Below are 19,686 nucleotides of genomic sequence, written 5' to 3' on the forward strand. Positions count from 1 at the left end.
ATGCCGAATCCATAAAGGCCGGACTTGTCGGATGTAAATGTTTTGGGCCGCCTCCCGGAGGGAGACGGCCCAGTCGTGACGCTGGAGAACTACTCGGCGCGGTACACGGTGATCTCGCCGCTGGCGCTGCGCGCCTCCAGGGTCAGCTGCGCGCCGGTCGGCTCGACCGGGGTCTGGCCCATCGCCAGGTCGGAGCGGGTCCGGCCGCTCATAGTGGACAGATCCAGCCAGACGGACGTCCCGGCCACCACGCCGACCTTGATGTCGCCGGAGGCCGTGGTGAAGCGGGCCCGGCCGTTGCTGATCCGGCCGATGCCGATCTCGCCAGAGGCCGTGCCGACCTTCGCCGAGGCGCCGACCGCCGCGATCTTCACGTCGCCGCTGGCGGTGTCCACCTCGACCGAGCCGGAGATCTCGCCCAGCGTGATGTCACCGCTGGCAGCGTTGGCCCGGACATCGCCGGTGACCCTGCCGGTGCGCAGGTCGCCGGAGGCCGACTTCATCCGCAGGTCGCCGCCGATCTGCTGGGCGTGCACGTCGCCGCTCGCGGTGTCGATCACCACGTCGCCGGTGCACTCCTCGACCCGCAGGTCGCCACTCGCGGCGTCGACGTTGACCGAGGCGTACCGCCCGAGCAGCTCGGCGTCCGCCGAGGCGGTCTTGACGTTGACCTGCCCGTCGAGGGGCATGCGCACGACGATGTCGAGGTTCTTGCTCCGGTTGAAGCCGAAGGTGATCTTCTTGGCCGACTCCGGCGTCTCGATGACCAGCGCCGAACCGCTGAAGTGGACCTTCGTCTGCGCAGCGGCCTCCTGGCAGGCCTCGTTGTTCTCGCGCGGCTTCACGGTGACGTGCACGTCCGGCCGGTCCTCTGCGTGGACGGTGAGCGAGCCAGCGCGCACCCGGATCTTCGCGTCGACCGGGCCGGCGGCGGGGAACTCGTACACAGGGGTCTGGAACATGGGGGTGCTCTCTCCTAAGCCTGGGCGAAGCCGGTGACCCGGCGGCCGTAACGGACGTGGGCGGAAGGCGGGAAGGGCGGCTGGCCGGGGGTCTGCACCGACAGCGCGATCGCGCGGACCAGCCACGCGTTCACCGAGATGCCCTCGGAGCCTGCCGCACGCTCGACGGCCTGCTTGAGGTGCTCGGGCAGCCGGAGAGTGATCCGGGAGATGTCGCCGGAGTCGGGGGCCTCAGGCATGCCGGGCGGGGCCGGCGGCGCCGGCGGTACGGGAGGCATTGGCGGCACCGGGGGAGCCGGGTAGCTCTCGGTGACCACGATGTCGGCGTCCCGGCCGCGCATCCGGACCTCGACGCTGGTGTTGTTCAGGTGGGTGGTGATCTCGGCTGCGGCGTCGGACAGCGCCTCCAGCAGTGCCAGGCGCGCCGAGGCCTCGAGGGAGCTGCCCAGGAGCTCGGCGACCCGGGCGGCCTCCTCGCCGGCCGGGGCTGCGGCTGCGGCCAGGTCCCGGCGAAGCGATTCCAGATACGGGTTCAGTTCCATGACGTCATCATGACATCATCTCTGCCGTCATGCAATGCCTGATTGGCATCACCGGCTGGCGTCACTGTGCTTTGTAGCACGCCGCTCGCTGCTGACCTGGCATTACGCTGGCCCGGAGGAAGCCGGCGTGTCCCCGAACGGACCGTACCGGCTAGGCTGCCCGACGGATCTATATCGTGGGAGGGCCCGACATGACCGCAATTGTCCCGCCGAAGGTGCAGCTGATCGCCTGGACGCACTTCGAGCCGCCGGCGGACGTGCCGTGGTCCACCGACGCCGAGGGCGGCGAGGCGCTGGCCGAGTTCGCCGGCCGGGCCTGCTACCAGTCGTGGTCCAAGCCGAACCCGCGCACCGCGACGAACGCTGGGTACCTGCACCACATCCTGGAGATCAACCACCAGTCGGTCATCGAGCACGGATCGGTCTCCTTCTACTTCACCGGGATCTCGCGTTCGCTCACCCACGAGCTGATCCGGCACCGGCACTTCTCCTACAGCCAGCTCTCCCAGCGGTACGTGCCCGAGCGTGACGCCGCGATGGTCGAGCCGGAGGTCATCGCCTCCGACCCCGAGCTGCACGCCAAGTTCCTCGCGGCGACCGAGGCCACCATCCAGGCGTACACCGAGCTGCTCGAGGGCCTCGAGAAGAAGTTCGCCGACGTCGACAACGCGACCCTGCGCCGCAAGCAGGCCCGCCAGGCCGCCCGCGCGATCCTCCCGAACGCGACCGAGACCCGGATCATCGTCACCGGCAACTACCGCGCGTGGCGCCACTTCATCGCGATGCGCGCGACCGAGCACGCCGACATCGAGATCCGCGCCCTGGCGATCGAGGTACTCAAGCAGCTCAAGGGCAAGGCGCCGAACATCTTCGCCGACTTCGAGATCACCGCGCTCGCCGACGGTACCGAGGTCGCGGCCAGCCCCTTCGAGGCCGCGTAGCGACCGTGTAACAACCGGCGCGCCTGTGCCGATGACATGACGAGCCCCGTGGCGTTCCGGACCCCCGACTGGTGCGGCACGGGGCTCACACCTTGACCGGCCACGCCGTACACAGTGCTTTCGGCGCTCAGCCGGAACGGCGGGCGTCGATCAGCTAGGTTTGTGGCATGACCAAGGCCCAGACCCACCCCTTCGGCCGCCTGCTCACGGCGATGGTGTCACCGCTCCACGCCGACGGCTCCCTCAACCTGACCGGAGCCCAGGAACTCGCTGCCTACCTGGTCGATCAGCAGCACAACGACGCACTGGTCATCAACGGCACCACCGGCGAGAGCCCGACGACCTCCGACGACGAGAAGCAGCGGCTGGTCCAGGCCGTGGCGGAGGCCGTGGGCGACCGGGCGAAGATCGTCGCCGGCGTGGGTACCAACAACACCTCGCACACCGCCGAGCTGGCGCGCCAGGCCGAGAAGGCCGGGGCGCACGGGCTGCTCGTGGTCACCCCGTACTACAACAAGCCGCCGCAGTCGGGCGTGCTCCAGCACTTCCGGACGGTCGCGGACGCCACGGGGCTGCCCGTCATGGCGTACGACATCCCGGGCCGGGCCGGCATCCCGATCGAGACCGAGACGATGGTCAGGCTGGCCGAGCACCCGCGCATCGTGGCCGTGAAGGACGCCAAGGGCGACCTCGTCGCGAGTTCCTGGGTGCTCCAGCGGACCGATCTGGCCTACTATTCCGGGGACGACGCACTCACCCTGCCGCTTCTGGCGGTCGGTGGCGTGGGCGTGGTCGGCACCTCGACCCACCTCACCGGGGTGGGCATGAAGTCGATGATCGAGGCGTACGAGCGCGGCGACCACGCCGGAGCGCTCCGCCTCCACCAGCAGTTGTTGCCGGCGTTCACCGGCATTTTCCGCACATCGGGCACGATCCTGGTGAAGGCGGCCATGAACGCGCTCGGCCTGCCAGCAGGCCCGGTCCGTTCCCCCCTGGTCGACGCCACAGAGGAGGAAGTGGCCACGCTGCGCGCGGACTACGCCGCCGCTGGCCTTGCCCTATGACAACCGAATCAGGAGAGAGACTGTGACCGAAGCGCACGCGGAGCCGGGTCCGCCACCCCCGCTGCCCAAGGGAGGCCTGCGGGTCACCCCGCTGGGCGGGCTCGGCGCGATCGGGCGGAACATGACCGTCTTCGAGTACGACGGCAAGCTGCTGATCGTGGACTGCGGCGTTCTGTTCCCCGATGTCGACCAGCCAGGCGTCGACCTGATCCTGCCGGACTTCACGTCGATCCTGCCCCGGCTGGCCGACGTGCAGGCCATCGTGCTCACCCACGGGCACGAGGACCACATCGGCGCCGTGCCGTACCTGCTGGCCCACAAGCCGGACATCCCGCTGGTCGGCTCGAAGTTCACCCTGGCGCTCGTCGAGGCGAAGCTGGCCGAGCGGCGGATCACGCCGTACGAGCTGATGGTCGCCGAGGGCCAGACCGAGCGGCTCGGCCCGTTCGAGTGCGAGTTCTTCGCGGTCAACCACTCCATCCCGGACGCGCTGGCCGTGGCGATCAAGACCGGGGCCGGCACCGTCCTGCACACCGGCGACTTCAAGATGGACCAGCTCCCGCTGGACGGCCGGATCACCGACCTGGCCGGCATGGCCCGGCTCGGCAGCGAGGGCGTCGACCTGCTCCTGTCGGACTCCACAAACGCGGAGGTCCCCGGGTTCGTCGCGCCTGAGCGGCAGATCGGCCCGGTGCTGGACAGCATCTTCCGGGACGCCAAGGGCCGGATCATCGTCGCGTCCTTCGCCTCGCACGTGCACCGGGTGCAGCAGGTCCTCGACTCGGCCCGCTCGCACGGCCGGAAGGTGATCTTCATCGGGCGGTCGATGGTCCGCAACATGGGCATCGCCCGCGACCTCGGCCTGCTCCAGATCCCGCACGGCCTGGTCGTGCCGATGGAGGAGGTCCGGGACCTGCGCCCGGACGAGGTCGTGCTGATGTCCACCGGCTCCCAGGGCGAGCCGATGAGCGCGCTGGGCCGGATGGCCACCGGCGACCACCGGCACATCACCATCGAGCCGGGCGACACGATCGTCCTGGCCTCCTCGCTCGTACCGGGCAACGAGACCGCCGTGTACCGCGTCATCAACCAGCTCGCCCGGGCCGGCGCCACGGTCGTCCACAAGGACGTCGCCAAGGTGCACGTCTCCGGCCACGCCCCGGCCGGCGAGCTGCTGTACCTGCTCAACACGGTCAAGCCCCGCAACGTCATGCCCGTGCACGGCGAGTGGCGTCACCTGCGCGCCCACGCCCGCCTCGCCATCCAGAGCGGCGTACCGGCCGACCGGGTCGTGCTCTGCGAGGACGGCGACGTCGTGGACCTGGTCGAGGGCCACGCCCGCGTCGTCGGCCACGTCAAGTCCCGGTACGTCTATGTGGACGGTCTCGCCGTCGGCGACGTGGGCGAGAGCCTGCTGACCGAGCGCAAGATGCTGGGCGACGGCGGGTTCATCTCGGCCACCGTGGTCGTCGACTCGGTGACCGGCAAGGTGGTCGGCGGCCCGACGGTGTCGGCGAAGGGCTTCTCGGAGGACCCCTCGGCCTTCAACGCCGTGCTGCCGCTGGTCGAGGAGGCGCTCGACCGGGCTGCCGCCGACGGGATCACCGATCCGCACCAGCTCCAGCAGATCCTCCGCAGGACGGTGGGCCGCTGGGTGAACGACAAGTACCGGCGCCGGCCGATGATCGTCCCGACGGTTCTCGAGGTCTAAACCGGACAAAGGTGCTCGGATATGCGGCCCGGCGTGCAAGATCGGCGAGGCGATGCCACGCGGAGACACGCCGGGCCGCTACCGTGTGAGCATGCCGGGTCGCGCCACACCGAGCCGCAGCCGCACGACTAGCCAGCGTGCGGCTGGCTCGCGCACCCCGGCTCGTACACCATCGCCCAAGCCTCGCCCCGCACCCGCCCCGAAGCCCGCAGCGGCGAAGGGCGGGGCACTCAAGCCCGTCGGCAAGGCCATCGGTGGCCTGTGGATGGGCGGGGCGCACGCGGTCGGCTGGGTAGCACGGGGTCTGGGAAGGAAGGCGGCCACGGCCAAGGAACTCGATCCGGAGCACCGCAGGGACGGCGGCGGTCTCCTCCTGCTGGGGCTCGCGCTCGTGCTCGCCGTCGCGGTCTGGTTCGACGCTGCCGGGCCGGTGGGCGCATGGCTGGCCGGCGCTGTGCGCTGGTGCGTCGGCGCCGTGTCGGCGGCGTTGCCCGTGCTCCTGGCGTGGGGCGCCTTCCGCGTGATGCGCAACGTCCCCGACCCCGAGCACCGGGGCCGGGGCGTCGTCGGCTGGGGTGCCCTGATCACCTCCGTGGCCGGCCTGCTGCACGTGATCGGCAGCCCGGAGACCGTCCCGCAGCAGGACTACGCCGGCGGCATGCTCGGCCGCGGCTTCGGCGGCCTGCTCAAGGCCGCGGTGACCGGCTGGGTCGCCGTACCGCTCCTGCTGCTCTTCCTCCTCTTCGGCCTGCTCGTCATCACGGCCACCCCGCTGAACCGCATTCCGGAGCGGGTCGCCAGGCTGTGGGACATCGCCCTCGGCCGCGCACCCTCCACTGAGGACTTCGACGACGAGGACTCCGGCGACGAGGAGGAGCCGGAACTCAAGCGCCGCCGCCCGTCCCGCCGCCGCCAGGCGGCACTGGTCGCCCCGTCGGATCCGGACGACGACCGGGACACCGAGGTCATCGAGGTCGTCGCGGACCCGCCGGCCAAGCGGCTGCCCACCGCGCGCAAGGCTCCCGAGCACTCGGCCCCGCCGACCCGCGCGGAGCAGCTGGCCCTGACCGGCGCCGAGGGCGACTACAAGCTGCCCCCGCCGGACCTGCTCGGCAAGGGCGAGGCTCCCAAGAGCCGCAGCAAGGCCAACGACGACGTCATCGCCTCACTGACCGGCGTGTTCGAGCAGTTCAACGTGGACGCGATGGTCACGGGCTTCACGCGCGGCCCGACAGTGACCCGCTACGAGGTCGAACTCGGCCCCGGCGTGAAGGTCGAGCGGATCACGCAGCTCTCGCGGAACATCGCGTACGCCGTGAAGAGCCCGGACGTCCGGATCATCAGCCCGATCCCCGGCAAGAGCGCGGTCGGCATCGAGATCCCCAACTCCGACCGGGAGAACGTCTCGCTCGGCGACGTGCTGCGCTCCCGCGCCGCGACCGCCGACCACCACCCGATGCTCACCGCGCTCGGCAAGGACATCGAGGGCGGCTTCGTCGTCGCGAACCTCGCGAAGATGCCGCACATCCTGGTGGCCGGCGCGACCGGGGCCGGCAAGTCCAGCTGCATCAACGCGCTGCTCGTGTCGATCCTGTCCCGCGCGACGCCCGACGAGGTGCGCCTGCTGCTCATCGACCCCAAGCGGGTCGAGCTGACCAGCTACGAGGGCATCCCGCACCTGGTGACCCCGATCGTGACCAACCCGAAGAAGGCCTCCGACGCCTTGCAGTGGGTGGTCAACGAGATGGACATGCGCTACGACGACCTCGCGGCCAACGGCGTCCGGCACGTCGACGACTTCAACCGCAAGGTCCGCAACGGGCAGATCAAGGCGCCGCCGGGCAGCGAGCGCGTCATGCGCCCGTACCCGTACCTGCTGGTGATCGTCGACGAGCTGGCCGACCTCATGATGGTCGCCCCGCGCGACGTCGAGGACGCCGTCGTCCGGATCACCCAGCTCGCCCGGGCCGCGGGCATCCATCTCGTCCTGGCGACCCAGCGCCCCTCCGTCGACGTGGTCACCGGCCTGATCAAGGCCAACGTGCCCTCCCGGCTGGCCTTCGCCACGTCCTCGCTGGCCGACTCGCGGGTCATCCTCGACCAGCCGGGCGCGGAGAAGCTGATCGGCCGAGGCGACGCGCTGTTCCTGCCGATGGGCGCGAGCAAGCCGATCCGGATCCAGGGCGCGTGGGTCGACGAGTCCGAGATCCACGCCGTGGTGAAGTTCTGCAAGGAACAGCGCGACCCCGAGTACCGGGAGGAGGTCGTGGCGGCCCCCGCGGCGAAGAAGAAGCCGGAGGAGGACATCGGCGAGGACCTGGAGCTGCTGGTCCAGGCCGCCGAGCTGGTGGTCACCTCGCAGTTCGGCTCGACGTCGATGCTCCAGCGCAAGCTCCGGGTCGGTTTCGCCAAGGCCGGCCGCCTGATGGACCTGATGGAACAGCGCGGGGTCGTGGGCCCATCGGAGGGTTCGAAGGCCCGGGAGGTGCTGATCAAGCCCGACGAACTCGACGGTGTACTGGAGGCGATCCGCGCGGAGTGATGCGTTATTCGTGCACTTTTGCCCGAATCTTATAGTCGGGCCGCTGACAGGCGCGCGAGTTCGCGCACAGCGCCCCGGGAACTGTCACCCGGTGCCGATAGACTCGGCGGGTGTCCGCACCTGCATCCACCCCAGTCACGCCTGCCCCCGGCCGGCGGGTCGCCCTGCTGACCCTGGGCTGCGCCCGTAACGAGGTCGACTCCGAGGAGCTGGCCGGCCGACTGGCCGCCGGCGGCTGGGAGGTCACCACGGACGGCGAGCGGGCCGACGTGGTCATGGTCAACACGTGCGGGTTCGTGGCCTCGGCCAAGCAGGAGTCGATCGACACCCTGCTCGCCGCCTCCGACACCGGAGCCAAGATCGTGGCGGCCGGGTGCATGGCCGAGCGGTATGGCAACCAGCTCGCCGACGCGCTGCCAGAGGCCGCGGTGCTCAGCTTCGACGACTACCCGGACATCTCCGGCAAGCTCGACTCGCTGCTGGCAGGCGAGGAGCACGAGGCGCACACCCCGCGCGACCGGCGCACGCTGCTGCCGATCACGCCGGTCGAGCGGCAGAAGGCCAAGCCGGTCATCCCCGGCCACGCCATCGTCGACGAGGCCACCCCGGCCCACCTGCGCCAGACCCTCCGCCGCCGGCTCGAGTCCGGCCCGGTCGCCTCGCTCAAGCTCGCGTCCGGCTGCGACCGGCGGTGCAGCTTCTGCGCGATCCCGTCCTTCCGCGGCGCTTTCGTCTCGCGCACGCCCGACGAGCTGCTGGCCGAGGCCGAGTGGCTGGCCGGGCAGGGCGTGCGGGAGCTGGTGCTGGTCAGCGAGAATTCCTCGTCCTACGGCAAGGACCTCGGCGACCCCCGGCTGCTGGAGAAGCTCCTCCCGCAGCTCGCCTCGATCTCCGGCATCGTCAGGGTCCGCGCCAGCTACCTCCAGCCGGCCGAGATGCGGCCCTCGCTGGTCGAGGCGATCGCGACCACGCCGGGCGTCGCCCCGTACTTCGACCTGTCCTTCCAGCACTCCTCGGAGCCCGTGCTGCGCCGGATGCGCCGGTTCGGCTCGACCGACCGGTTCCTGGAGCTGATGCGGAGCATCCGTGACCTGGCCCCGGAGGCCGGCGCCCGTACCAACGTGATCGTCGGCTTCCCCGGCGAGACCAAGGCCGACGTCGCCGAGCTGGAGCGTTTCCTGACCGGCGCCCGCCTCGACGCGGTCGGCGTCTTCTCGTACTCCGATGAGGACGGCACCGAGGCCGCCACCCTGCCCGGCAAGGTCCGCCAGGACACGATCCGCCGCCGGTACTCGAAGATCAGCGAGCTGGCCGAGGAGCTGACGGCCCAGCGCGCCGAGGAGCGGATCGGCACGACCGTCGAGGTCATGGTCGACCGGGTGGACGAAGGAGAAGTCGAGGGCCGCGCCGCCCACCAGGCTCCGGAGGTCGACGGCTCGACCACCCTGACCGGCGGGATCTCCGGCGACCTTCGCCAGGGAGACCTGGTCCGGGCTACGGTGACGGCGTGCGGAGGAGTGGATCTGGTGGCCCAGCCGGTCGAGGTCATCGACCGCGCACGCCCGTGAAGGCGGCCGTGAAGCGCGTGCCGGTGCGCAATCCGGCGAATGCGCTCACCGTGCTCCGCCTGGTGCTGGTGCCGGTGTTCGCCGTGCTCACGGTCATGTCGGAGATGACGGACTCCTCGCTGCGGATCGCCGCGTGCGTGGTGTTCGGCGTGGCCTCGCTGACCGACTTCGCCGACGGCTGGATCGCGCGCACGTGGGGCCTGGTCACGGCGTTCGGCAAGGTCGCCGACCCGATCGCCGACAAGGCGCTGACCGGCACGGCGCTGGTCCTGCTGTCCTGGTTCGCGGTGCTGCCCTGGTGGGTAACGGGACTGGTGCTGGCCCGTGAGCTCGGCGTGACGCTCATCCGGTTCTGGGTGCTCAGGCACGGCGTGATGGCCGCCAGCCGTGGTGGCAAGATCAAGACAATGCTCCAGATCGCCGCCATCGCGTGGTACCTGTGGCCCTTCCCGGCGGGCCTGGCCGGGGTCGGCCCGTGGCTGATGGCCGCAGCCGTGGTCGTGACGGCGGTGACCGGGCTGGACTACGTGTTCCGGGCCCTGGCGCTCCGCCGGAGCACCCGCGCCTGAGAATTCCTGCCGCCCGCCGGAATACTCCCGCGCCAGGAGCGTTGGAGTCGGCAACGGTCGGGGTATGTGCCGGTAAGGGTTTGACGATGTACGGTGACAGCGGTTGGTGAAGTTGCCATGACCACTGGCCGGCTTGGGGAAGGAGTGTGGCGATGGTCCTGCTGCGTCGTGTGATCGGCGACACGCTGCGGTCGCGGCGGCTTTCCCAGCACCGCACCCTGCGCGAGGTGTCCACCGGGGCGAACGTGAGCCTTGGCTACCTCTCGGAGATCGAGCGCGGCCAGAAGGAAGCCTCCAGCGAGCTCCTCGCCTCCATCTGCGAGGCGCTGGACGTGCCGTTGTCCCAGGTCCTGCGCGAGGTCAGCGACACGCTGGCCGTGACGGAGGAGCGCACGCCGGTCCTGCAGGCCGTCGGCTCCCAGGCCCTCACGATCGGTGCCCAGCCGGCCAAGACCGCCGGCAAGCAGAGCAGCACGGCGAAGGCGTCCACGCCGATCGAGCGCAGCGTCGCCCACCTCCGCGCCGCCTGATCACTTCCCTCCCTCGGCCTGTTCCCTGAGCCTTGCCCTGTCCCGGGTGGACGGTGTGTCTGTCCGGCTTTGAGTCGGCTTTCCGATAGCTGCCGGCCAGCGGGATACAACGTGGCCGGCGGGACCCCAGGATGTCGCAGGGGTCTGCCACACTTTGCAGGTACTCCTCGCCCCCTCGGAGGCCACTGTGTCCTACCCGGCGCACCCCTCGCCGCGGCGTAACCACCTGCCCCTGCTGATCACCGCGGTGGTCGGCGTGCTGGCGATCATCGTCACGTATCTCGTGCTCAGGCCGGGTGACGACACCCCGGCCGAAGGCAGGCACCGTGACGGGTGCATCCCGCTCGACGTCAACGCCTCGGTGGAGAAGTCCGCCCTGATGCAGCAGCTGGCGCAGGCGTACAACAAGGCGAACCGCAAGGTCGGCGGCAAGTGCGTCGACGTCAATGTGTACGGCATGGCTTCCGGCGCCACTGTGGACGCCCTGGCCCGCGGCTGGGACTCCACCCGGGAGGGCCAGCCGGCCCCGCACGTGTGGACACCGGCCTCCTCGGCCTGGCTGGGCGTGCTCCGGCAGAAGGTGTCGACGGGCGACAAGGGCACGGTGCTGCCGCAGGGCAACCAGCCGTCCATCGTCCAGTCCCCGCTGGTGCTGGCCATGCCGAAGCCGATGGCCGAGGCCCTGGGCTGGCCGTCGAAGCCGATCGGCTGGTCGGACGTGCTGGGCCTGGCCAACCAGGGCTGGGGCGGGGCCGGGCACCCCGAGTGGGGCAGCTTCAAGCTCGGCAAGACCAACCCGCACTACTCGACCACGGGCCTCAGCTCCGTCGTCGCCAGCTACTTCGCCGCCACCGGCCGGTCCAGCGACCTGACGGAGGCCGACCTGGACGACCCGAAGGTCATCTCGTACGTGCGCGGGCTGGAGTCCTCGGTCGTCCACTATGGCGACACGTCCCTCACCTTCCTGGCGAATCTGGCGGATGCCGACGCCAAGGGCAAGGGGCTCAGCTACGTGAGCGCCGTCGTGATCGAGGAGAAGTCGGTCTACGACTACAACCAGGGCAACCCGACCGGTGACCCGAAGCTGGCAGGCAAGGGCGCGAAGCCCCGGGTGCCCCTGGTCGCGATCTACCCGAAGGAGGGCACGCTCGTCTCCGACAGCCCGTTCGTGACGCTGTCGACCGCGAGCGACGAGCAGAAGGCCGGCGCCGCCGACTTCCTGGCCTTCGTGAAGGAGCCGGCCCAGCAGAAGCGGTTCACCGACGTCGGCTTCCGGGACGCGACCGGCAAGCCCGGCCCGGTGATCACCGAGGCGAACGGGATGCTGCCCGGCGCGACGTTCACCGCGCTGAACACGCCGCCGGCCCCGGTGCTGACCAAGGCCATCGCCGGCTGGGACCAGTTGCGGAAGCGGGCGCAGGTCCTGCTCGTGCTGGACGTGTCCGGCTCGATGGCCGACCTGGCCGTCGGCGGCAAGTCCCGCCTGGAACTGGCCAAGGAGTCGGCGCTGCGATCGCTCGACATGTTCGCCTCCGACGACCTGGTCGGGCTGTGGACCTTCAGCACGGAGGTCAACGGGGCTTCCACGCCGTACACCGAGCGCGTCCCGATCGGGAAGGTCTCGGACGTGAAGGAGAAGCTGGTCCAGGCGATCAAGGGGCTGAGCCCCGCCGGTGGTACCGCGCTGTACGCGACGGCGCGCGCGGCCCAGCAGAAGCTCCTCACCGTGGCCGACCCGAGCCGGATCAACGCCGTGGTGCTGCTGACGGACGGCAAGAACGAGTACCCGAAGGACAACGACCTGCCCCGGCTCCTCACCGACCTCGACGCCAGCGCGGAGAACTCGGTGCGGGTGTTCACCATCGCGTACGGCGAGCAGGCCGACTTCCCCGTCCTCCAGCGGATCTCGCAGGCCAGCCGGGCCGCGGCGTACGACGCCCGTGACGCCTCGACCATCGAGAAGATCCTCATCAACGTGCTCAGCAACTTCTGATGCGGCTCTCCGACCACCTCACGGAACCGTGGGGCATCCTCACGGCCGTCCTGGCTGGCGGGCTGGGCGGCGCTGTGACGGCAGCCCTGTCCCCGGCCGCAGTGCTCGCCCTGCCGGTCGGGTTCGGCATCGGCGTCACCGTGTACGGCGTCCGGGTCGGCCTCGGGGCGCTCATGGCCCCGAGGGAGCTGGAGGCCCCGGCCCCGCCCCGGTACGAGCCGCGTGCCCTGCCCCGCCCGCCGTACGGCAGCCCGGCGGCGGCCTGGCTGGCCCGGGCGGAGGCTGCGGCTGCCGCGTTGCGGAGCCAGGCCGAGGGTGAGCCCGATCCGGTGCTCCGGGCCCAGGTCCGGGACGTCGGCGGTAACGCGGAAGGAGTTCTGGCCGACCTTGTCCGGTTCGCCGGGCAGGTGACGCTGCTCGAAGAGGCCAGCGGGCGGATCGACTCCGACGCCCTGCGCTGGGAGGCAGCGGGCCTCAAGCACGACGCGGAGAACGGCCCGGCCGGGCTCCGCGCCGAGCGGGAGCGCACCCTGCGAGCCGTCACGGAGCAGCTGGCCGCCCAGGAGCGCATGGTGGCGGCGGCGGAGGCCCTGCTGGCGAAGATGCAGGCCACGGTGGCCGGGCTGGAGGGGCTCGTCGTACGGCTCGCCGAGCTGTCGACGCTCCAGGCTGCGTCAGACGCCGGTGGGGACACGGCCGCGAGAGTAGGCTTGCTCACTGAAGATCTTGAGGGTTTGCGGCTCGGGCTTGCCGACGCTGAGGAGTTGTCCCGTGGCGCACTGGGTAGCTGACACGGCCCGCCGGGTGCCTGGCGGGGAGCCCTGATCCGGTACCGGGGCTTTCCCCTCAGGGGCCCATCCTCCCTGAGGACGAGCGGCCCGGCCGGCACGTCCTCCCAGAGGGGGCGTGACGACCTGGCGAGGGCCTGCCACCATAGAAGGACGACTGGGACGGCATTTCTGCCGCGGAAGGGACCACGAAGATGGCTAGCCCGTTCGTCAAGGGTTGGAGATACCTGATGGCGCTGTTCGGCGCCAAGATCGACGAGTATGCCGATCCGAAGGTGCAGATCCAGCAAGCCATCGAGGAAGCGCAGCGCCAGCACCAGGCGCTCGTCCAGCAGGCCGCAGCTGTGATCGGTAACCAGCGCCAGCTCGAGATGAAGCTGAACCGGACCATGTCGGAGGTCGAGAAGCTCCAGGCCTCCGCCCGGCAGGCCATCGTGCTGGCCGACAAGTCGCGCGCCGCCGGCGACGAGGCGAAGGCCACCGAGTACGAGAATGCCGCGCAGGCCTTCGCGACGCAGCTCGTCGCGCAGGAGCAGTCGATGGAGGACCTCAAGGGCATGCACGACGCGGCGATCTCCGCCGCGGCGCAGGCCCGCAAGGCCGTCGAGAACAACGCGATGATCCTCCAGCAGAAGCTCGCCGAGCGCACGAAGCTGCTCAGCCAGCTGGAGCAGGCGAAGATGCAGGAGACCATCGCCGCCTCGCTGGAGTCGATGAGCTCTCTGGCCGCCCCGGGCAACACGCCTTCGCTGGACGAGGTCCGCGAGAAGATCGAGCGGCGTTACGCCAACGCGCACGGCCGCGCGGAGCTGGCGACCAACTCGGTCGAGGGCCGGATGCTCGAGGTGCAGAAGTCCACGCTGGACATGGCGGGTCAGTCCCGGCTGGACCAGATCCGGGCTTCGATGGCCGGCGACAAGCTCGCTGCCGCCCCGGAGACCCCGGCGATCAGCGGCAGCGTGAGCCCGTCGCAGACCGCCGGCGTGACCCGCCTCGACGAGATCCGCGCCTCCATGGCGAAGGACAAGGACAGCTCGGCAGGGTAGTGCCGACCCGCTGTGGACGACGATGCGCGCGTTGACGGCCCTCCCGCATACAACACCGGTATGCGGGAGGGCCGTCGCCTTCGCCTCGACGTCCACAGCGGGCCACCTCGCGTGAGACCAAGAGCGGGACAGTGCTCGTCTACTGTGGATGGTCTTGAGCCCTGGTCGCGGTGAGGGTGGCCGGCAGGATACGGTTTTCCCAAGCGACTGAGCGGAGGCACATCATGGGCGGCGACCCGAGGGCCAAGCACTTCCGCAGGCTCCGCCGTCTCCGTCGTGCCGCCCGGCGCTGGAGCGTGATCGGCGCGACCCTGGCCGGGGCGACGGCCGTCCTCCTGCCGTACCACGGGATCGGGCTGCCCGACGTGTTTTGGGCCGCCGGGGCCGGTGGCTCGGTCGCGCTGGCCTTCTGGCGCTGGTCGGACTTCCGGGTGCTGAACGCCCAGGAGCCCCCGCCAGCCCTGCCGGCCGCCGACCCGATCACCAAGGTCGTCGGCATGCTGACCCGGCACCCGGCAGGCAAGGCCGCCGTGGACCAGCTCCGCAGGCACCGGTCGAAGGCGCAGCTGCGGGGGACCGTGGCGGCCGAGGCCGCGGGGCAGATCGACCGGGCCTCCGCGACGATGGCCGGCCTCGCTGGCCGCCTCGCCGGGCCGGTCGAGTCGATCGTGAGTGAGGCCGCAGCCGCCGAGGCCCTGCTGTGGGATCTCGCCCAGCGGGCGGCCGGGGTGGAGAAGGCCCGGCAGTTCGCGCCGGCCGACACGCACGCCTCGCTGGACGCGGCGCGCGACGAGCTGCTGGGCCAGCTCGGTAACGGGGTCGCTGCCTACGAGCGGCTGGTCGCCGCCGCCGCCGAGTACGTGGCCGAGGACGGGCGGACGCACCCGCACAGCACCACGGCCAGCTCCAGCCTGAACGACGCCGCCGACAAGCTCCGTGGGTACGCCCGGGGGCTGGCCGAGGCCCGCGACCTCGGCCGCGTCTGACCACAGCGGACGATCAGTAGTTCTTCCACTCGGCGCGGACCAGGTCGATGATCCGCGGGTGAGTGAGCGTGGAGGGTTCCATCGGCAGCCTGCGCCGGTCGGCAGGGAAGACGGAAGCCGCGCTCAGGGTCTCCGCGTCGAGGTAGCGGCGGGGTGGCGCGTCGGCGGCCAGCCGGAGCCCTGGGGCCTCGCCGGCCCCGGCCAGGACGAAGCCCCAGTCCCCGAAGGACGGTACCTCGGCGTGGTACTGGGTCGTGACCAGCCCGGCAGCCCGCACGGTCGCGTCGATACACCAGAAGGACTTCGGCGCGAAGTACGGCGAGCCCGACTGGACGACCAGCCGGCCGCCGGGCGCGAGGACCTGCTTGATCAGGCCGTAGAACTCTGTCGAGTACAGCTTGGCCGTCGCCGTGGAGTCCGGGTCCGGCAGGTCGGCGATCACCACGTCGAAGCCCCGGGGCGCGTCGCGGAGCCAGGTGAAGGCGTCGGTGTTGACGACCGTCACGCGCGGGTCGTTGAAGGACTGGCCGTTGAGGTCCCGGATCAGCGGCTCGGCCTTGGCGAGCGCGATGACGGCCGGGTCCAGCTCGACCAGCGTCGCGGCCCGCACCCCCGGGTACTTGAGGACCTCCCGGAGCGCCAGCCCGTCGCCCCCGCCGAGCACCAGTACCCGGCCGTGCGGGCCGGACATCGCCGGATGCACGAGCGCCTCGTGGTACCGGTACTCGTCGACCGAGCTGAACTGGAGGTCACCGTTCAGGAAGAGCCGGACGTCGGCCGCGCCGGACAGGCTGACCGACTTCGTGATGACGATGTCCTGGTACTTGGTGCGCTGGGAGTGCACGATCGGATCGCGGTAGAGCTGCTGCTGGGCGGTGGTCTCGAAGTTGTCGCTGACGGTGTAGACGAAGCCGAGCAGCGCGAAGACAGCCGTGGCTGACGCGGTGAGCACCCAGCGGGACCGGCGGCCCAGCTCCGTGCGGAACAGGCCGAGCACGAGCGCCAGCCCGCACAGCGCGTTGAGCGCGCCGACGACCAGCGCGCCCTGGATCAGCCCGAACACCGGCAGCAGCAGAAACGGGAACACGAGCCCGCCGAGCAGCGCGCCCACGTAGTCGGCGGCGAACAGGTCGGACACGGCCTCGCCGGCGTCCTGCTTGCGGATCTTCTGGAGCAGGACCATGAGCAGCGGGATCTCGGCCCCGATCAGCAGGCCGAGCACGAAGGCCACCGCGATCAGGGCCGGGACGTACAGGTCGAGCCAGGCGAAGGCCGCGTACAACGTGAGCACACTGAGCCCGCCGAGCAGGGCGAGCACGATCTCCACCGCCGCGAACGCCCCGGCGGCGTGCTTCTGGAGCGGCTTGACGGCGAACGCGCCGACGCCCATCGCGAAGACCATCACGCCCAGCACGATCGACGCCTGGCCGACCGTGTCGCCGATCAGGTACGAGCCGAGGGCCACGAGGGCCAGCTCGTAGACCAGGCCGCAGGCTGCGACGACGAACACGGTGGCCAGGACGGCCGTACGGGACAGTCTTCTCACGCGGGCGCTTCCGGTTGTGCTGGCGGTTCGGGCTTCGGCTCTGCCGCTGCGGGTGGCGGCGTGGGCTCGGGTTTCTTCGGCGCGCCCTTCGCCGTAGGGGTCTTCGGCCCGCCGCCGCCCTTGGGCTGCTTCTTCTTCGTCGCTGCCTGCCGGGCTGCCTTCCGCTCGGCCTCTGCTGCCCTGATGGCGGCCTCGCGTACCTGGATGCCCTTCTCGCGCCACCCGCCGATCAGGAGCCCGCCAGCCATGCCGAGGAACCCGGCTGCGAACGCGAAGGCGACCACGTTGTCCCGCCACAGGTCGGAGCCCGCCGAGGTCATCTTGGGCAGCGGCGTCGACGGGGTGGACGACACCACAGGTACCGGCGTGGCGCCCTTCTCCGTCATCAGCAGCGGCAGCTTCAGCATCGCCGAGGCCATCGCCTCCGCCGGGGCGTCGATGAACGACTCCTTGGTGATCCCCGCAGCGGTCAGCTCGTTGTACGAGGGAACCTTGAGCCCAGGCGAGTTGCGGATGGTGACGCTGCCGTAGTCCTCGCTCTCGCTGGAGTCGGAGGTCCAGGTCACGCTGGCGTCCAGCTCGACCCACTTCGGGCACTTGACCTTGTCATTGTCGATCCTGGTCACCGAGCCGAGGTTCGAACCGGAGTCCGTCGAGGTCCGGGCGCCGCTGTTGCTGAACTGGAGCTTCCAGCCGTAGCAGATGCCCTGCGCGGCGCTGGCCCGCTCCAGTTCCTTGATGACCGCGTCGCGGCCCTGGCTCTCGAACTCCGCGCCCTGCTGGACGAGGGTCGTCCCGTCGGAGGCGCTGGTCGCGATGCCGTAGACGATGAACGGGACGACGCCGACGGCCGTGCCGAGGAGGGCGGCGAGAATCGCGCGCTGTGTTCCGGCCATGTCAGGAGATCGCCGCGGCGATGATCGCGCCGATCGCGACGTGCACCGTGGCCGACACCCACACCGCGGGGTGTGGCTCGTCCTCGGCCAGGATCTCGCCGAGCTTGCCGGGGGTCGCCAGGTCGAGCAGCACGAAGGCGAGGGTCATCATGACCAGCCCGATCGCGCCGTACCCGAGGGTGCCGGTGATGCCCTTCGTGAAGTCGTCGGCGCTGACCAGGATCGCGGAGGTGACGATCGTGCCGACCCCCAGCAGGCCGGACGACAGCAGGATGGCCGCGTTGCTGTTGCGCTCCACCCAGATCAGCTCCCGCAGCTTGCCGGGGGTCGCGATGTCGACCAGCACGTACCCGGCCGCCATCAGCGCCACCCCTGCTGCGCTGTACGCGAGCGTGACCAGAAGTTCGGTGACCATTGTCTGCCCTGTCCCTCTCTATTTCCCGCTGCCGGGACCGCCACCGCGGCCCGCCTCGCCCTGACCAGAACTGAATCCCCAGTAACCGTGCACAGTGGAGTGGTATCTCCGGTACGCACGGTCGGCGTCCTCGACCCGGATCAGGGAACCCTTGCCGGAGGGGAAGACGGTGATCACATCATCGGAGTAGCGCAGGTAGTGCCCGCTGGCGTCCGTGACCCGGTCGGCGGGCCGCCAGGCACCGGCGATCGCCGCGGCCACCACGCTCGGGGCCAGCGGCGAGCGGTAGGCCTGCGCGCCGTCCAGGTCGTCGGAGGCCGCCCGCGAGTACTTGCTGGCCACGTACTTGCGTGGCGACGTGGACCCGCCGAAGACGGCGAGCACCCCGATCAGTCCCGCGATCGCGGCCGCCACGCCGGCCACTATGTACCACCTGCGGTGGATGCTCATTGCAACTCCACGGTCGTCGAGGTCACGGCTAACTCGCCGGACTGGGGGTAGGCGTGCCAGGTCCGCCAGCGCAGGAGGCCGCCGCTGGCCTCGGCGGCCAGTGCGGTGAGCGCGTCGGGCGAACCAGGGAAGATCCCGACCAGGGCACCCGGCCTGGTCTTGAGCCGTCCGAGCCGCGCCGGGTCGAGCGCCCGCACCTCGGAGGCGAAGGTGTAGCGGCCCTCGGCGAACCGGCCGGGCAGCGGCGCCGGGTCACCCGGCAGGCAGGCGACGGTCTCGACCAGCGGCCCGCCGGGGCGATCCCATTCAAGGATGGCCTGGTGGGAGGCGCCGAGCAGCCGCAGCTCCAGCCGGTACCCGTGGCCGGAGACGACCAGCGCGTCGAGGGGCTCGATGAGCTCGCCGCCCAGCCGGAAGGACAGCTCGGCGGCGCTGGTGTCCACATAGGGCACCGAGATCGTGGTGATCATGCGGAGGAGGAGGGGAACACGCGCAGCTCGTGCCGCTGGACGCGCTCGCCGCGCCCGGCCTCCCAGCTCTCGGAGTCACCCCAGCGCTCGAAGGACAGCTGGGTGCCGTCGGCCGCCTCGTAGTCGTGGTACCTGACGGTGCCCTGCGGGTCGAGCCCGGTGTGCCCGGCAGCCGTGTACGTGGCCCGCCCCGACTCGTCGGACGTGTACCGCCGGCCATCGAGATCGATGGTCTTCGGGCCGGGGGAGACGGTGAGGCCGCGCAGCTCGGTCCACAGTACGAGCTGGAGGTCTGGATCTTCTTCCACCGACAGCCAGAGCTTGGGGCCGGTCGCGTCGTCGAGCAGGTGCTCCTGCCAGGACCACGCGCCTTCCTTGCAGTGGATCGACCCGCGCACGGCGTAGGCGTGCCCGCGGACCTCCACGGTGTCGCCCGGCTTGAGCTGCCGGGGGTCGCCGAGCATGGCGTCGGTCTCCGGCGAGGCGAACGGATCGGCTCCGGAGGCGCGCTTGAGCGTCGCCGCGTCGGAGGCCTGCTGCCGCTGGGCGGCCCGGCGCGCGGCGAGCAGCACGATCGCCACTACGGCCAGCAACGCGATCACTACGAGCAGCAGCACGATGACCAGGGTGTCCACCGCTTGTCCAGCCTTCTGCGTCAGTTGTTCCC

19 protein-coding genes are annotated in these 19,686 nt (G+C 70.7%); 11 read left to right on the forward strand and 8 right to left on the reverse strand.

The genetic code is table 11. The features are described from left to right. Nucleotides 1-89: 89 nt before the first annotated feature. A complete protein-coding gene (locus A3G1_RS0131970; protein ID WP_018353579.1) occupies nt 90-962 on the reverse strand; it encodes a DUF4097 family beta strand repeat-containing protein in 873 nt (290 codons plus the stop codon). A 14-nt stretch (nt 963-976) separates the two neighbouring features. Further along, nucleotides 977-1,504, reverse strand: coding sequence for a toxin-antitoxin system HicB family antitoxin (locus A3G1_RS0131975; RefSeq protein ID WP_018353580.1), 528 nt, complete (start codon nt 1,502-1,504; stop codon nt 977-979). Nucleotides 1,505-1,695: 191 nt separating this feature from the next. On the opposite strand from A3G1_RS0131975, the gene thyX reads away from it, so the two are divergent. The 11 genes from thyX to pspM all read left to right on the forward strand — a co-directional run bounded on the left by thyX (nt 1,696) and on the right by pspM (nt 15,242). Next, entirely contained in the window at nt 1,696-2,445 is a 750-nt protein-coding gene (thyX, locus tag A3G1_RS0131980; protein ID WP_018353581.1) for an FAD-dependent thymidylate synthase, read from the forward strand. Between the two features lie 167 nt (nt 2,446-2,612). Next, complete coding sequence (gene dapA, locus A3G1_RS0131985) at nt 2,613-3,509, forward strand: 4-hydroxy-tetrahydrodipicolinate synthase (protein WP_018353582.1); 897 nt, start codon at nt 2,613-2,615, stop codon at nt 3,507-3,509. Nucleotides 3,510-3,531: 22 nt separating this feature from the next. Next, entirely contained in the window at nt 3,532-5,220 is a 1,689-nt protein-coding gene (locus A3G1_RS0131990; protein ID WP_018353583.1) for a ribonuclease J, read from the forward strand. A gap of 265 nt (nt 5,221-5,485) precedes the next feature. Beyond that, a complete protein-coding gene (locus tag A3G1_RS0131995) occupies nt 5,486-7,762 on the forward strand; it encodes an FtsK/SpoIIIE family DNA translocase (protein ID WP_018353584.1) in 2,277 nt (758 codons plus the stop codon). A gap of 110 nt (nt 7,763-7,872) precedes the next feature. Then, nucleotides 7,873-9,330 (forward strand): 30S ribosomal protein S12 methylthiotransferase RimO, encoded by a 1,458-nt coding sequence (rimO, locus tag A3G1_RS0132000; RefSeq protein ID WP_018353585.1) that lies wholly within the window; start codon nt 7,873-7,875, stop codon nt 9,328-9,330. Next, entirely contained in the window at nt 9,327-9,899 is a 573-nt protein-coding gene (gene pgsA / locus A3G1_RS0132005) for a CDP-diacylglycerol--glycerol-3-phosphate 3-phosphatidyltransferase (protein WP_018353586.1), read from the forward strand. The genes rimO and pgsA overlap by 4 nt, the downstream gene beginning before the upstream one ends. 152 nt (nt 9,900-10,051) lie before the next feature. Then, nucleotides 10,052-10,429: a helix-turn-helix domain-containing protein gene (locus A3G1_RS0132010; RefSeq protein ID WP_018353587.1), complete on the forward strand. Its 378-nt coding sequence runs from the start codon at nt 10,052-10,054 to the stop codon at nt 10,427-10,429. 154 nt (nt 10,430-10,583) lie between these two features. After that, nucleotides 10,584-12,422 carry a substrate-binding and VWA domain-containing protein gene (locus A3G1_RS0132015; protein WP_018353588.1) on the forward strand — a complete coding sequence of 613 codons (1,839 nt, stop codon included), beginning with the start codon at nt 10,584-10,586 and terminating at the stop codon, nt 12,420-12,422. Further along, nucleotides 12,422-13,213, forward strand: a complete 792-nt coding sequence (locus A3G1_RS0132020; protein ID WP_018353589.1) for a hypothetical protein — start codon at nt 12,422-12,424, stop codon at nt 13,211-13,213. Before A3G1_RS0132015 ends, A3G1_RS0132020 begins: the two co-directional genes overlap by 1 nt. Nucleotides 13,214-13,404: 191 nt before the next feature. Further along, the gene (locus tag A3G1_RS0132025) at nt 13,405-14,256 is read left to right on the forward strand and encodes a PspA/IM30 family protein (RefSeq protein ID WP_026212731.1); all 852 of its coding nucleotides are present in this window, start codon (nt 13,405-13,407) and stop codon (nt 14,254-14,256) included. A 224-nt stretch (nt 14,257-14,480) separates the two neighbouring features. Next, a complete protein-coding gene (pspM, locus tag A3G1_RS0132030) occupies nt 14,481-15,242 on the forward strand; it encodes a phage shock envelope stress response protein PspM (RefSeq protein ID WP_018353591.1) in 762 nt (253 codons plus the stop codon). A 13-nt stretch (nt 15,243-15,255) separates the two neighbouring features. On the opposite strand, the gene A3G1_RS0132035 is transcribed toward pspM, so the two are convergent. The 6 genes from A3G1_RS0132035 to A3G1_RS0132060 are packed head-to-tail and all read right to left on the reverse strand — an operon-like array spanning nt 15,256 to nt 19,654. Continuing rightward, the gene (locus A3G1_RS0132035) at nt 15,256-16,788 is read right to left on the reverse strand and encodes a polyamine aminopropyltransferase (protein WP_018353592.1); all 1,533 of its coding nucleotides are present in this window, start codon (nt 16,786-16,788) and stop codon (nt 15,256-15,258) included. Beyond that, entirely contained in the window at nt 16,785-17,684 is a 900-nt protein-coding gene (locus A3G1_RS42025; RefSeq protein WP_018353593.1) for a hypothetical protein, read from the reverse strand. The genes A3G1_RS0132035 and A3G1_RS42025 overlap by 4 nt, the downstream gene beginning before the upstream one ends. Before the next feature lies 1 nt (nt 17,685). After that, nucleotides 17,686-18,099 carry a DUF350 domain-containing protein gene (locus A3G1_RS0132045; RefSeq protein WP_018353594.1) on the reverse strand — a complete coding sequence of 138 codons (414 nt, stop codon included), beginning with the start codon at nt 18,097-18,099 and terminating at the stop codon, nt 17,686-17,688. Nucleotides 18,100-18,117: 18 nt separating this feature from the next. After that, nucleotides 18,118-18,549 carry a DUF4247 domain-containing protein gene (locus A3G1_RS0132050; protein WP_026212732.1) on the reverse strand — a complete coding sequence of 144 codons (432 nt, stop codon included), beginning with the start codon at nt 18,547-18,549 and terminating at the stop codon, nt 18,118-18,120. After that, on the reverse strand, nt 18,546-19,019 hold the full coding sequence (locus A3G1_RS0132055; RefSeq protein WP_018353596.1) for a DUF2617 family protein: 474 nt from the start codon (nt 19,017-19,019) through the stop codon (nt 18,546-18,548). Before A3G1_RS0132055 ends, A3G1_RS0132050 begins: the two co-directional genes overlap by 4 nt. Further along, a complete protein-coding gene (locus A3G1_RS0132060; RefSeq protein ID WP_018353597.1) occupies nt 19,016-19,654 on the reverse strand; it encodes a DUF4178 domain-containing protein in 639 nt (212 codons plus the stop codon). Before A3G1_RS0132060 ends, A3G1_RS0132055 begins: the two co-directional genes overlap by 4 nt. Nucleotides 19,655-19,686: the final 32 nt, after the last annotated feature.

Origin of the sequence: Longispora albida DSM 44784 (assembly GCF_000379825.1) — a bacterium.
GTDB lineage: Bacteria > Actinomycetota > Actinomycetes > Mycobacteriales > Micromonosporaceae > Longispora > Longispora albida.